This is a genomic window from Natronorubrum aibiense (genome assembly GCF_009392895.1).
Classification (GTDB): domain Archaea; phylum Halobacteriota; class Halobacteria; order Halobacteriales; family Natrialbaceae; genus Natronorubrum; species Natronorubrum aibiense.
In genome coordinates this window covers 228,849-241,690 of sequence record NZ_CP045488.1, presented here as the reverse complement: position 1 = coordinate 241,690, position 12,842 = coordinate 228,849, and the positions used below count along the sequence as shown (strand labels likewise).

The window sequence follows — 12,842 nt, the reverse complement described above, 5'->3', positions numbered from 1 at the left end:
TCACTCGAGTCGATCGCTCGCACACTGTGTCTCAAATCAGTCATTCGCCGCCCTCCTCGCCGGCGCGCGTCCCGGCGACGTAGCCTGTCGCGAGCGAGACGCCGCCGCCGGATTTCTCCGCCGCGAAGTCGTAGCCGCTCAGAACCGCGCCAGCCGCGCGCAGGTTCGAAAACTCCGGGTCGTCGGCGACGGTCAGCGGCCGCAACTCGCGGTCGACGCGCAAGCCGAAGCGCGCGTAGGGCTGGTCGCCGAAGACGTCGTCGACGAACCAGTCGTAGCGGTCGGCGGCGTGGGGAACGTGACAGTCGAAGAGTGGTTCGTACACGCGGTCGCGCTCCGATCGGACACCTTTGCCGACGAGCCCGCCCGTCGCGAGGACGTACTGGTCGGCGCGGTGGGGGAGTTTCGAGCCGGTGCGGTCGACGACGACGTGATCGATTCGGTCGCCGTCCGCACCCGTCTCGTACTCGACCACCGGCACGCCCGAGGTCACCCGCACGCCCGCGGCCTCGAGTGCATCGTAGAGCAGGTCCTCGAGTCGCAGTCCCGGCAGGCTGGGTGGCCCCATCGGGACCTCGAAGACGTCGACGCCGAGGGCGTCCGCGAGGTCGGCTCGCACCTCGGCGGCGTGCTCGTCGCCCAAGATCGCGGGGAAGCCGACTCGAGACTCGCCCTCTATGTGGGCCTCGACGGCCGCGGCGAGCGCCTCGCGCGCGCAGGTTTCCCCTGCACTCGTCGAGACGGATTCGTTCTGGTCGAGCAGGTGGGCGTACCGCGTCACCTTCGCGTCGTCGCGGACGATACCGGGGAACGACAGCGTGACGCCGCGAGCCGAAAACGGCACGCCGGCAGCCTCGAGGTGTGCTCCAGCTAACGGGGCCTCGAAATCCGGAAGGGTCTCGAAGCCGACCAGCAGCGCGTCCCGGTCGTCGCTCGCCAGCCCGGCGGCCGTCGAGGCTGGGTAACGGGCGGTCGGTTTAACCGTGCCGCCGTGGGTCGGGACCAGGGCATTTGCGTCCGTGTGTGCGCCAGCATACGCTTCGCCGGCGACGTCGTCAAAGAACGAGAGCGCCTCGCGGACGGCCTCGGCTCCGACGCGCTCGTAGGGATGTCCGTCGGGGAGGTCGGAGAGAGCGTCGAAGGGGTCGACGAGCGGACCGTCACCTTCGGGGGTGTAGCCGAGCACGTCGATCAGCCCGCTGGCGTGGCGCAGCGTGCTCTGTTTGTGAGTTATTAGCCGTACCTGCACGTCTTGCTCCGCTGCGGCGAGTGCGGCCGTCGCGCCGGCGAGTCCGCCGCCGATCACGAGGACGTCGTCTTCAATGGCCATCTCAGTTCCCCCCGTCGGCGCGCGGTTCGGCCGCCCGCTGGCCGCCGTCGAACGCCGCGTACTCGAGGTCGCTCGACTCGCTTGCGGGGTCGCGGTCACGGTTCATCGTCGTCGCGTGCAGGGCGTAGTTGAGCATCGCTTGGGAGAGCTGTTCGCCCCACAGCGCGTGGCGTTCGCCCTTCCAGCGTTCCTGAAACAGTTCGTCGAGCGCCGCCCGAACGGTCTCCTCGTCGTACTCGGGGTGGAGTTCGTTCGACATATTCTGACAGCAGAAGCCGCCCTGACAGTTTCCCATCGAGGCGCGGGTGCGGATGCGAACCGCGTTCAGGTCCGTCCCCGACTGGGAGATCGCGTCCTGAATCTCCGCGCGCGTAACGCCCTCGCACTGGCAGACGACCGGATTCGCCGCGTCAGTGTCGAGCACCTCGCTCGCTCGACTACCGAGGCGCTGTTTGCTCCGGCGGGCGACCGGCGAACGGAGGCCGAAGTCGTCCATGCCGGCCTCGAGGGTTTCGATGCTTTCGCTGCCGGGGAGCGGTTCGTCGGCGGTGGCACAGGAGGCGCGCACGCCGAGTTTGTCACAGACGTGGTCGGCGATCTCTTCGGCCATCGCTCGATACGTCGTCAGCTTGCCGCCGACGATGCTGGACATGCCGGAGACGCCGTCGCGATCGGCGTGGTCGAGTAAGAAGAAATCCCGCGTGATGTCCGTCGGATCCGTGGTGCCGGTTCCCGGCGGCTCGTACAGCGGGCGAACGCCCCAGAAGGACCGAATCGTCCGCGCCTCCGAGAGGATCGGGACGAGTTCCGAGAGGGTGTCGATCATCTGGTCGACCTCCCACTGCTCCTCGGGGTAGTCGTCCGGGTCCGAGACCTCCTCGTCGGTGGTGCCGAGGATCGCCGTCGTCTCGTGAGGGACGATGATGTCGGCGTCGCCTTTCGGCCGACAGCGGTTGATGACGGTGTCGACCTGCCGGACGTTCATGATCGTCATGACGCCTTTCGAGGGGCGGACCGCAATCTCGAGGTCGGCCATGTCTCCAATCTGGCCGGCCCACGCGCCCGTCGCGTTGACGACGTAGTCGGCCGTGATCTCCTCGGTCGTCCCGGCGACCGCGTGGGTCCGTTTGCCCGGCCCCGACGTGTGGCGCACTTTCACGCCGTGGATGCCGTCGCCGTCACGCAGGAGGTCGACCACCTCGGCGTGGGTCTCGATGCGTGCGCCGTGGGTTTCGGCGTCGATCGCGTTCGCCACGCAGAGTCGGAACGGATCGACTGCCGCGTCGGGCACTTCGATCGCGCGTTTAACGTCGTCTGCGAGATAGGGTTCGACCTCGCGCGCTTCCCGTCCCGAGAGGACGCGCGCTGGAATGTCGCACTCACGACAGCCCTCGAGTTTCTCCCGAAAGTAATCGTCCGAGTCCTCGGGTCGCTGGACGAACAGGCCGCCGGTCTCTTCGACGCAGTGACCCGCGATCTCCCGGAGGATTTCGTTTTCCTCGATACACTCGATCGCGCTGGCCTGATCGGAGACGGCGTATCGGCCACCGCTGTGCAAGAGCCCGTGCATGCGGCCCGTCGTCCCCTCCGTCAGATTACCCCGTTCGACGAGAGTTACGTCGAGGCCGCGCATCGCCAGATCTCTGACGATGCCACAGCCGGTCGACCCCCCGCCGAGAACGAGGACTTCAGTGTGGGTTGTCATCCCTTGGTTCGTACCTAGGTCCCCCTGCTCTTTATTTTATCGACGCTCGACCAACAGCCATAACAACAGATAGTGGTAGAAAATACCACGCATGAAATAATTCAAGAGTGACGACTATTACCGGTGAGATCACGTTTTTCGGACGGGTTCTTCAGCTGCTTCTGGATGCGTTTCGCCAATATTGCCGAGAGAATATTCTGATACTATTACACTTTCAGGAACATTTATAATGATCGTCGAATTTGTTTACCAGTAGCACGCGACCACCGGTAAAGACATCGCGTGAGCAGTACGCTATGGGTGACTACCAGTGACAGAACAAACCTACGTCGGTGCAGTAGACCAGGGGACGACCGGGACGCGCTTTATTGTGTTTGACCACGGCGGACAGGTCGTCGCGAACGCATACGAGAAGCACGAACAGATCTATCCCGAACCCGGCTGGGTCGAGCACGACCCGATGGAGATTTGGGAGAATACCAAACGCGTCATCACGCAGGCACTCGGGCAAGCCGGGGTCGCACCCGACCAACTCGAGGCCATCGGCGTGACCAACCAGCGCGAAACGACGCTTTTGTGGGATGCTGACTCGGGTCGGCCAGTCCACAACGCGATCGTCTGGCAGGACCGGCGCACGACCGACCGCGTCGAACAACTCGAGGAGGACGAGCTGGTCGGTACGATCCGCGAAAAAACCGGCCTCGAGGCCGACGCCTACTTCTCGGCGACGAAAGCCGAGTGGCTGCTCGACAACGCGGACCCGATCAAACTCGAGCGGTCGCGGCCGGACGACATCCGCGATCGGGCGGAGAAAGGCGACGTGCTGTTCGGAACGATCGACACGTGGCTGATCTACAACCTCACGGGCAACCACATTACCGAGGTGACGAACGCCTCGCGGACGATGCTCTACAACATCCACGAACTCGAGTGGGACGACGAACTCCTCGAGGAGTTCTCGATTCCCAAGGCGATGTTGCCCGAGGTTCGGCCCTCGAGCGACGAGCAGACCTACGGGACGACCGATCCCGAGGGCTTCCTCGAGGCCGAGGTGCCCGTTGCTGGCGCGCTCGGCGACCAGCAGGCGGCCCTGTTCGGCCAGACCTGTTTCGACGCCGGCGACGCCAAGAACACCTACGGAACGGGCTCGTTCTTCCTCATGAACACGGGTAACGAGGCCGTCGAGAGCGACCACGGGCTGTTGACGACGATCGGCTTCCAGCGCTCGGGCGAGGACGTCCAGTACGCACTCGAGGGCTCGATCTTCATCACCGGCGCGGCGATCGAGTGGCTCGAGGACATGTCGTTGATCGATAATCCGTCCCAGACGGCCGAACTCGCTCGTAGCGTCGATTCGACCGACGGCGTCTACGTTGTCCCGGCCTTCACCGGCCTCGGTGCGCCCCACTGGGATCAGCGCGCACGCGGCACCATCGTCGGGATGACCCGCGGCACCCGAAAAGAACACGTCGTTCGAGCGACCCTCGAGTCGATCGCCTACCAGACGCGTGACGTCGCGGAAGCGATGGAGGCTGACTCGGGCATCGAGATGACGAGCCTGAAAGTCGACGGCGGCGCGGTCAAGAACAACTTCCTCTGTCAGCTCCAGTCGGACATCATCGACTCGGAGATCGTTCGGCCGGTCGTCGACGAGACGACGGCACTGGGATCGGCCTACGCGGCCGGGCTCGCCGTCGGCTACTGGGACGACGTCGACAGCCTGCGCGACAACTGGCAGATCGACAACGAGTTCGAACCACAGATGGGCAGAGAGACGGCCGACAAGCGATACGACCGCTGGAGCGACGCCGTCGAGCGGTCACTGAACTGGGCGACGGAGGAGTAACCGATGTTTCAGGCACTCCTGCAGCTCCCGGTCATCGGGCTGGAGGTCGAACAGTTTCTCCTCCTGTTGATCGCCGCCCTCGCCGGTGGCGCATTCGGCGCGGCGCTCGGTGCGCTGCCCGCGTTCATCTTTACGGGGTTCGTCGTCTTCCTCGGTGAAGGCGTTGCGATCCTCCAGCGGGAGCTCGGCACGCTCGAAACCATCGAAACCGGCGGACTCGCCGCGGACATCACCGGCGTGATCGGCTTCGGGATGGTGACCGGCCCCCACGTCGCTTTCGCCGGCGGCGTCGCCGCGACGGCGTATGCCGGTCGGAAGTACCCTGAAATGGAACCGGAGGGGTGGGACTACCACTTCGGAAAGAACATCCTGTACGCGTTCGGGACCAAACCCGATATCCTCGCGGTCGGTGCGGTCTTCGGCGCCGTCGGGATGCTCATCACACAGGTGATGAACGGGATCGGCTTCCCGACTGACAACATCGCGCTGTCGGTCGTCGCGACGGCTTTCCTGGCCCGAGTCGCGTTCGGCTATCCGCTCATCGGCACGGTGGCGGGTGCAGGGATTCTCGACATGTCGCCGTTCGAGCGCGGAGAGAAACGCGTGGCGGCCGACGGCGGCACCGAGACCAACCGACTGGCGACCGAACCGTGGCTGCCCCACCAGTACAAGTGGTCCGGCGTCGCCACTATCGGCCTCGTCGGTGGGGTCCTCGGCGGCTACATCTGGCTCGAGACGGGAAGCATCTTCCTGGGCTATGCGATCTCCGCGATCAGCCTGCTGTTTCTCAACCTCGGCGTCGAGAAGATCCCCGTCACCCACCACATCACGCTGCTCGGCGCAGTGGGCGCGATCATCGCGATGCCGGCCATCGGAAGCGAACCGGTCGCGTTGCTCGTCGCCGGCGTGTTCGGTGCGATCAGCGGCCTGTTCGCCGAAGTAACCCAGCGAATGTTCTACTCTCACTCCGGCACGCACGTCGACCCGCCAGCGATGGCGATCGCGATCTTCATGTTCCTCCTCGGTATCCTCTATCTGCTCGGACTCCTCCCCAACGCGGGCTACCTCGCGCTCTGAACGGGTCCGAGCCACCGCTGTTTTCCGTGAACCGACTCCTTTAGGTGACGGAACGCTCGAGTGACGGCTATGACTGCCGATCCGCCGCTCGTGCTCGACATCGACGGCACGCTGACCCGGCCCGACGGGTGGGGCATCGACCCGCGCGTGTTCGATCCGATCCGCGACTGGGAGGCCCCCGTCGTCATCGCGACCGGGAAGGCATTTCCGTACCCGATCGCGCTCTGTCATTTTATCGGGGTTCCGGAACTCGTCGTCGCCGAGAACGGCGGCGTCGTCTACACTGGCGACGATGTCTTCTTCACCGCCGACCGCGAGGCCGCCCAGGCCGTCACCGAGGAGTACCGCGCCGCCGGCTACACCCTCGGCTGGGGCGCAGAAGACACTGTCAACCGCTGGCGAGAAACCGAAATCGCGGTCAACTTAGAGCAACCGATCGGCCCGCTGCGCGAGATCGCTGCCAAACACGGCCTCGAGGTGATCGACACCGGCTACGCCTACCACGTCAAGGACACGACTCCGACCAAAGGCGCTGGCCTCGAGACGATCGCCGACCACGTTCCGATCGACCTCGAGGCCGCCGTCGCCGTCGGCGACTCGGTCAACGACGTCTCGTCGTTCGACGCCGTCGGTCGGAGCTTCGCCGTCGGGAACGCCGACGAGCTGGCCAAAGCAGCTGCTGACGAGGTACTCGAGGACGTTCACGCTGACGGGACGCTGTCGGTGCTCGAGCGGGTTCGCGGGACGGCATGAACGTGGACTCGTTGTAACACGCGGAACGCTTTTCCTTCGGCCGGCTAACCACCGGATATGGTAGTCGATACGCTCGTCGCCGTCTTCGGGCTGGTGGCGACGGTCGGACTCTTCGGTGGAACCTACTGGGATGCGACGCGAGTCGACGTTTCGCGGCCGCTGCTGTGGGCCGCGCTCGTGGCGGGGACGTTCGCGGTCGGGGTCGGCCTGTACCTGTTCGCGACCGTTCCGATGACCGGCGTCCTCCTGACGGCGAATACTGGACTGGTGTTGTACGGCTTCGAACGCGAAGTAACGACCGAGGACGACGACCCGGCACAGCCGGGCGAACTGCCGCACGAATCGAACAGCGAGTAACCCGTTCCACACCACACGGCTTTTGTCCGCCCCCGTCCAAGCGGGGGCAATATGAGCAACTCCGCCGAGACGGGCGTCGACTCCGGTTCCGACGCCGAACGGAGCGAGGGTGACGGCGACGGCGGTGCGATGCAGGTCTCGAGTCCGGACTACCACAGCGAAAACCATACGGCTGCCCAGACGTGTGGCTGGACGGCAAACGCCATCCGCGGCGAAGGGAAGTGTTACAAGTACATTTACTACGGAATCGAGTCCCACCGCTGTATCCAGATGACGCCGGTCGTTCGGTGTAACGAACGCTGCGTCTTCTGCTGGCGCGACCATCAGGGCCACTCCTACGAGATGGACGACGTCCAGTGGGACGACCCCGAGGCTGTCGTGGACGCCTCGATCGAACTCCAGAAGAAACTGCTCTCGGGTTTCGGCGGCAACGATGAGGTGCCACGCGAAGTGTTCGATCAGGCCATGGAGCCGCGTCATGTCGCTATCAGCCTCGACGGCGAACCGACGCTGTACCCCTATCTGCCCGAACTCATCGACGCCTTCCACGACCGCGATATCACCACCTTCCTCGTCTCCAACGGCACCCGCCCCGAGGTGCTCGCCGAGTGCGATCCGACGCAACTGTACGTCAGCGTCGACGCCCCCGAGCGCCACACCTTCGACCAAGTCGTCGGCGCGATGGAAGACGACGCCTGGGACAAGCTACTCGAGACGATGGCCGTCCTCGCCGACAAAGACGAGACGCGAACCGTCCTCCGGACGACGCTCGTCGACGGCGAGAACATGCACCACCCCGACTGGTACGCCGGCTTCTACCAGCAGGCCGACCCCGATTTCATCGAACTGAAGGCGTACATGCACGTGGGCCACTCGCAGGGCCGACTCGACCGCTCGGCGATGCCCGACCACCAAGACGTCGTCGACTTTGCCGAAGACGTCATGTCGTACATGCCCGAGTTCACCGAGTGTCGCGGCGTGCCGGAGTCTCGAGTCGCGTTGCTCGCCACGCAGAAAGATACCTGGGTGCCGAAGCTGAAGAAAGGCAGCGAGTTCTGGGAGCGCGATCCCGTAACGGGGAACTGAATCGCTCGAGCGAGCGGATTCTTTTACTTGCCCCAGCTACAACCCTTCGCAATGAGTTTGCGATCGTTTATTGAGGACACCGGGCCTCCGGAAGCGACGATCGTCGTCGTCGGCGACGACCAGCCCGGCCCGCTCGAGGCGATGCTCGACGAGACCTTCGAGACGCACCCGATCGACGTCGAGACGGCAACCATCGACGCCGTCGAGTTCGCTGCCGACCTCGAGACGACCGAAGGCGACGTCGCGGTGCTCCTCGAGGACGGCGTGCCCGTCGCCACCTCGCCGATGGCCGACCTCTACGAGTCGATTCTCGCGATTAACTCGGATCTGTTCGTGACCGGGGCGCGTGGGCTCGGCGAGATCGAGTTCCCGAGTGTGCTCGCGAACCTCGACGAGACGCAGCTTCGACTGCGAGGGTATCCGCTTGCTCACAACGAAAAGCTACTGTTGATCCTCGTCTCCCGGCGCATCGAACAGCTGGCCTGGAACGACGGGCGTGGCACGCTGCGGAGTGCGTTTCAGCAGCTTTCGCGACTCACCGACGAGATCGGTACCCACGACGTGTACACGGTACTGGCGGCGAGCGAACTCGACGTCCACGTCTACGGCGTCGACGACGCACCGATCGATCTCGACGTCACCGTCCACAGCGGCACGGAGCCGCGGTACCGAAACGCCTGGTTCGTCGTCTACCGTCCCGACGACCCTGCCGACGGAACTGCCTCCGCGCTGGTCTGTCTCGAGGACGAGCCACGCGTCTGGGACGGCTTCTGGACCGACGATCCCGACCGCGTCGCCGCGATCGACGACACCATCGCACGCGAGTACTGACCGCGCGACCGATGGCTTTTTGCCCCGACTCGCCAACCAGGTGATACACCGAACCCGCTTCGGAGTGTTGTTCCATTTCCGTTACGCATGCCACATTCGGTATGCTTTTAGTTGATCGCCCCGAAGCAACCGGTATGTCAGTGTCAGCTGAGTCCGCCGTTGGGTACGACGAACTCGCCGTGCTCAAACTGCTCGCACTCGAGGGTGGACTCGAGGGCGACGTCAAGATCTCCTGTTCTCATCTCGCCGATCGGCTCGACGCCTCGAACCAGACTGCCTCGCGACGACTCCAGCGCCTCGAAAGTGGTGGGCTGCTCGAGCGCGATACGGTCAGCGACGGCCAGTGGGTCGCGATCACCGACGCCGGCGAGCAGACGCTGCACGCCGAGTACGAGGACTACCGTCGGATTTTCGAGACGGACTCGGAGATCGAACTCGACGGCACCGTCACTAGCGGCATGGGCGAGGGCCGCCACTACATCTCGCTACCGGGGTACAAACGCCAGTTCGAGGACCGACTCGACTACGAGCCGTTTCCCGGCACCCTGAACGTGGACCTGCGCGACGACAGCGTTCGTCGCCGAAGTGCGATCGGCTCGCTCGAGCCGGTCCCGATCGACGGCTGGGAGGACGACGATCGAACGTACGGTCCCGCAGTCTGTTATCCGGCGACGATCGAGACGACTGACGGCGAGCGCTACGAGCGCGCCCACATCATCGCGCCCGAACGAACGCACCACGACGAGGACCAACTCGAGATCATCGCGCCCGATAAACTCCGCGAGGCACTCGGTCTCGAGGACGACGACCACGTCGTCGTCTACGTGGGTGATCGCCGATGACGGGCTACCACGCCGGCCCCCGTTCGAACGCGACTGGGGACGGCGACACCACCCCGTCGACGACGGACGCGTTCGAGACGACGCTCGAGGCGCTGCGTGCGGGTGAGCCGATTCTCGTTCACGATGCGGCCGATCGGGAAGGCGAGACTGATCTGATCTACCACGCGGATGCCGTCACGCCCGATGCCGTTGCTCGACTGCGAAACGATGCCGGCGGGCTGGTCTGCGTCGCGCTCGGTCACGAGGTCGCCGACACCTTCGGGTTGCCCTTCTACAGCGACGCGGTCGACCATCCCGCGACGAGTGACCACGAACTCGGCTACGACGAGCGTTCGTCGTTTTCGCTGACGGTCAACCACCGAGAGACGTACACCGGGATCACGGACGTCGATCGCTCGATGACGATTCAGGCACTCGGTAACGCCGCTGCCAGCCTCACCGAAACGACGTTCGCCGAGGAGTTTCGCGTTCCCGGCCATGTCCACCTGCTGAAAGCCGCCCCCGACCTCCTCGCACAGCGGGAAGGCCACACCGAACTCGGCGTCGCACTCGCTGAAGCTGCCGGCCTCTCACCCGCCGTCGTCGTCTGTGAGATGTTAGACGACGAAACCGGTGAGGCACTCAGCCCCGCTGACGCCCGCGGTTACGCTGATCGACACGGTCTCTCCTATCTCGAGGGTCGGGACGTCCTCGAGCGATTGGGATAAACGCGAAAAACACTGTCGCATACGGACCAATGGATGTCCGTTTCGGCGCACCCACAACCACCCTCCAGGTACGCCGGGACATCGGTACGGCAAGCCGTATCAGTTGCCGTCCGGACCCGACTGGAGGGTGCCGGAATCGACGTCGTTTTCGGTAGTCACCCGCGACAGCGGCCCGCTTCGATAGACGGCATACAGGATGAGCACGGCGATCGTCACGTCGGTGCCGTGCTCGACGAGGTGGTGTACCGTCATCGGAACCAGCCCGAAGACGGTCCCGAGACCGACAATCGACCGAGCGACGAGCAACCCGAGGACGATCGTGATCAACAGATATCTGGTCGATCGCCGTTGCAGGTAGGCGACGAGTCCGCTACAGAAGAGGATCATCGTCCCGGCGACGGCGAGCACGATGACACCGATGAGTACCGGTGCCAGTTGCGGATCCAGCCACGTGATCTCGAGAGGCGTCGTGTGATCCATCTACGCGGCTATACCTCGGGGCGTGAGTCACCTATGTGCTTCGGTCAGCAGGGCTGGATCGGTCCGGACAGCTACAACCGTCGTCGGACTTCCGATACGAAAGCGGGTCATATGACCCGTTCTCACTCCTCGGGAACGATCGGAAGTCGTTATCAGGACAGCATCGCTAGGCTCACGTAACAGCCAGTTCCCGCCGACAGGGGACGAACGCGGGACGACATCGATTACCATGAGCGACACTCGACAACAGATCAGGGCGCACGTGCAGTCGAACGCCGGCATCCACTTCAACGAACTCGTCCGAACGTCGGAGTTCGCGCCGGGACAGATACAGTATCACATCCGTCGATTGATCGATGCCGACGACCTCGTCCGAGAGGAACTGTACGGCCAGACCCATTACTACCCACCGCAGTACAGTGAGTGGGAACGTGGGGCACTGGCACTGTTTCGCCGTGAGACGGCTCGAGAAATCGTCGTCTACCTCATCGAGCACGAGCCGAGCCGCCCCGCCGCGGTCGCAGACGAGTTGGGGATCGCCCGGAGCACACTCGAGTACCACCTCGACCACCTGGTCGAGCGCGATATCGTCGACAAACGCTACGACGAGCGCAATCGGGTCACGCTCTCGCTCGCCGATCCCGATCGGACCGCACCGCTGCTCTCTGAGGTGACGCCGACGGTGCCCGATCGGCTGGTCGATCGGTTCACCCGACTCGTCGACGGACTCCTCGAGGGCGGCCACGACGCGCGGTAAGACGGTTTCTGCTTCGTTCTGCGGTCTCGCCCCGCAAATCACGAATACTTAGTACGGTGGGTTTCCTCACAGTCGAGCATGGGATTTGACGAGATGGATGTCGACACGATCTGGATGGACGGCGAGTTCGTCGATTGGGACGACGCGCAGGTCCACGTGCTTACACACGGCCTTCATTACGGGAGCGGCGTGTTCGAGGGGGCACGCTGTTACGACACCGAGGAGGGCCCCGCGATCTTCCGGTGGGAGGAACACTTAGAACGGTTGTTCCAGTCCGCAAAGCCCTACGAGATGGACATCGACTACACCAAAGAAGAGCTCACCGAGGCGACCAAAGCGCTCATTCAGCGCCAGGAATTGCCGTCGTGTTATATCCGCCCGGTCGCATTCTACGGCTACAACTCGCTGGGCGTCAGCCCGGCAGACTGCCCGACGCGCACCGCTATCGCCGTCTGGCCGTGGGGTGCCTATCTCGGCGAGGAGGCACTCGAGGAAGGGATCGACGTGATGATTTCCTCGTGGCGCAAACACGCCTCGAGTCAGGTGCCGACGAACGCGAAGACGACGGGACTGTACGTCAACAGCATGCTCGCCGGCGAGGAAGCCCGCCGGAACGGTTACGCCGAGGCGCTCGTCCTGAACAAGGAGGGTAACGTCGCGGAAGGCCCCGGCGAGAACGTCTTCCTCGTGCGCGACGGCGAGATCTACACGCCCGGCCTCTCCGAGTCGATCCTCGACGGCATCACCCGCGACAGCGTGATCGAGATCGCCGAAGACCTCGGCTACACCGTCCACGACAACGTCTCGATCTCGCGTGGCGAACTCAACACCGCCGATGAACTGTTCTTCACCGGCTCGGCCGCCGAAGTCACGCCGATCCGGAAGATCGACAACGTCGTTATCGGCGACGGCTCTCGCGGTCCAATCACCGAAGACATCCAGTCGCGGTTCTTCGATATCGTCGAGCGCAAAACGGACGCGTACGACGAGTGGTTCGAGTACGTCTAAGCTGACGCTCGAGGCGACCGCCCTCACCGCTCGACGGCCGAGAGCACGCCTTTCGAGCCCGGT

The 12,842-nt window shown here is 64.3% G+C and carries 13 protein-coding genes; 10 read left to right on the top strand and 3 right to left on the bottom strand.

The window, feature by feature from the left end; translation table 11 throughout:
- Window positions 1-40 precede the first annotated feature (40 nt).
- Window positions 41-1,330 carry a glycerol-3-phosphate dehydrogenase subunit GlpB gene (gene glpB / locus GCU68_RS01275; protein WP_152938668.1) on the bottom strand — a complete coding sequence of 430 codons (1,290 nt, stop codon included), beginning with the start codon at window positions 1,328-1,330 and terminating at the stop codon, window positions 41-43.
- A 1-nt stretch (window position 1,331) separates the two neighbouring features.
- Window positions 1,332-3,035, bottom strand: a complete 1,704-nt coding sequence (gene glpA / locus GCU68_RS01270; protein WP_152938667.1) for an anaerobic glycerol-3-phosphate dehydrogenase subunit GlpA — start codon at window positions 3,033-3,035, stop codon at window positions 1,332-1,334.
- Window positions 3,036-3,345: 310 nt separating this feature from the next.
- Between glpA and glpK the strand changes: the two genes are divergently transcribed.
- The 8 genes from glpK (at window position 3,346) to ribB (ending at window position 10,534) form a co-directional block, all read left to right on the top strand.
- The gene (gene glpK, locus GCU68_RS01265; protein ID WP_152938666.1) at window positions 3,346-4,881 is read left to right on the top strand and encodes a glycerol kinase GlpK; all 1,536 of its coding nucleotides are present in this window, start codon (window positions 3,346-3,348) and stop codon (window positions 4,879-4,881) included.
- A gap of 3 nt (window positions 4,882-4,884) precedes the next feature.
- Complete coding sequence (locus GCU68_RS01260) at window positions 4,885-5,958, top strand: hypothetical protein (protein ID WP_152938665.1); 1,074 nt, start codon at window positions 4,885-4,887, stop codon at window positions 5,956-5,958.
- A 69-nt stretch (window positions 5,959-6,027) separates the two neighbouring features.
- A complete protein-coding gene (locus tag GCU68_RS01255; RefSeq protein WP_152938664.1) occupies window positions 6,028-6,711 on the top strand; it encodes an HAD-IIB family hydrolase in 684 nt (227 codons plus the stop codon).
- A 57-nt stretch (window positions 6,712-6,768) separates the two neighbouring features.
- A complete protein-coding gene (locus GCU68_RS01250; protein ID WP_152938663.1) occupies window positions 6,769-7,068 on the top strand; it encodes a hypothetical protein in 300 nt (99 codons plus the stop codon).
- A gap of 51 nt (window positions 7,069-7,119) precedes the next feature.
- Window positions 7,120-8,154 (top strand): 4-demethylwyosine synthase TYW1, encoded by a 1,035-nt coding sequence (twy1, locus tag GCU68_RS01245; protein WP_152938662.1) that lies wholly within the window; start codon window positions 7,120-7,122, stop codon window positions 8,152-8,154.
- A gap of 51 nt (window positions 8,155-8,205) precedes the next feature.
- Entirely contained in the window at window positions 8,206-8,985 is a 780-nt protein-coding gene (locus tag GCU68_RS01240) for a DICT sensory domain-containing protein (protein ID WP_152938661.1), read from the top strand.
- Between the two features lie 134 nt (window positions 8,986-9,119).
- The gene (locus GCU68_RS01235) at window positions 9,120-9,827 is read left to right on the top strand and encodes a DUF120 domain-containing protein (RefSeq protein WP_152938660.1); all 708 of its coding nucleotides are present in this window, start codon (window positions 9,120-9,122) and stop codon (window positions 9,825-9,827) included.
- Window positions 9,824-10,534, top strand: coding sequence for a 3,4-dihydroxy-2-butanone-4-phosphate synthase (gene ribB, locus GCU68_RS01230; protein WP_152938659.1), 711 nt, complete (start codon window positions 9,824-9,826; stop codon window positions 10,532-10,534). Before GCU68_RS01235 ends, ribB begins: the two co-directional genes overlap by 4 nt.
- A gap of 99 nt (window positions 10,535-10,633) precedes the next feature.
- Here the strand turns inward: ribB and GCU68_RS01225 are convergent, their stop codons facing one another.
- Window positions 10,634-11,014 carry a DUF7471 family protein gene (locus tag GCU68_RS01225; protein WP_152938658.1) on the bottom strand — a complete coding sequence of 127 codons (381 nt, stop codon included), beginning with the start codon at window positions 11,012-11,014 and terminating at the stop codon, window positions 10,634-10,636.
- Window positions 11,015-11,243: 229 nt separating this feature from the next.
- Here GCU68_RS01225 and GCU68_RS01220 point away from each other — a divergent pair, with 229 nt between their 5' ends.
- Both GCU68_RS01220 and GCU68_RS01215 read left to right on the top strand, forming a co-directional pair.
- Window positions 11,244-11,771, top strand: coding sequence for a winged helix-turn-helix transcriptional regulator (locus tag GCU68_RS01220; protein ID WP_152938657.1), 528 nt, complete (start codon window positions 11,244-11,246; stop codon window positions 11,769-11,771).
- A gap of 78 nt (window positions 11,772-11,849) precedes the next feature.
- Window positions 11,850-12,779, top strand: coding sequence for a branched-chain amino acid transaminase (locus GCU68_RS01215; RefSeq protein WP_152938656.1), 930 nt, complete (start codon window positions 11,850-11,852; stop codon window positions 12,777-12,779).
- Window positions 12,780-12,842 lie beyond the last annotated feature (63 nt).

Bases quoted from the DNA above. Each gene is read 5' to 3' on its own strand.
- glpB (WP_152938668.1), bottom strand. From the start codon at position 1,330: ATGGCCATTGAAGACGACGTCCTCGTGATCGGCGGCGGACTCGCCGGC.
- glpA (WP_152938667.1), bottom strand. From the start codon at position 3,035: ATGACAACCCACACTGAAGTCCTCGTTCTCGGCGGGGGGTCGACCGGC.
- GCU68_RS01260 (WP_152938665.1), top strand. From the start codon at position 4,885: ATGTTTCAGGCACTCCTGCAGCTCCCGGTCATCGGGCTGGAGGTCGAA.
- GCU68_RS01255 (WP_152938664.1), top strand. From the start codon at position 6,028: ATGACTGCCGATCCGCCGCTCGTGCTCGACATCGACGGCACGCTGACC.
- GCU68_RS01250 (WP_152938663.1), top strand. From the start codon at position 6,769: ATGGTAGTCGATACGCTCGTCGCCGTCTTCGGGCTGGTGGCGACGGTC.
- twy1 (WP_152938662.1), top strand. From the start codon at position 7,120: ATGAGCAACTCCGCCGAGACGGGCGTCGACTCCGGTTCCGACGCCGAA.
- GCU68_RS01240 (WP_152938661.1), top strand. From the start codon at position 8,206: ATGAGTTTGCGATCGTTTATTGAGGACACCGGGCCTCCGGAAGCGACG.
- GCU68_RS01235 (WP_152938660.1), top strand. From the start codon at position 9,120: ATGTCAGTGTCAGCTGAGTCCGCCGTTGGGTACGACGAACTCGCCGTG.
- ribB (WP_152938659.1), top strand. From the start codon at position 9,824: ATGACGGGCTACCACGCCGGCCCCCGTTCGAACGCGACTGGGGACGGC.
- GCU68_RS01225 (WP_152938658.1), bottom strand. From the start codon at position 11,014: ATGGATCACACGACGCCTCTCGAGATCACGTGGCTGGATCCGCAACTG.
- GCU68_RS01220 (WP_152938657.1), top strand. From the start codon at position 11,244: ATGAGCGACACTCGACAACAGATCAGGGCGCACGTGCAGTCGAACGCC.
- GCU68_RS01215 (WP_152938656.1), top strand. From the start codon at position 11,850: ATGGGATTTGACGAGATGGATGTCGACACGATCTGGATGGACGGCGAG.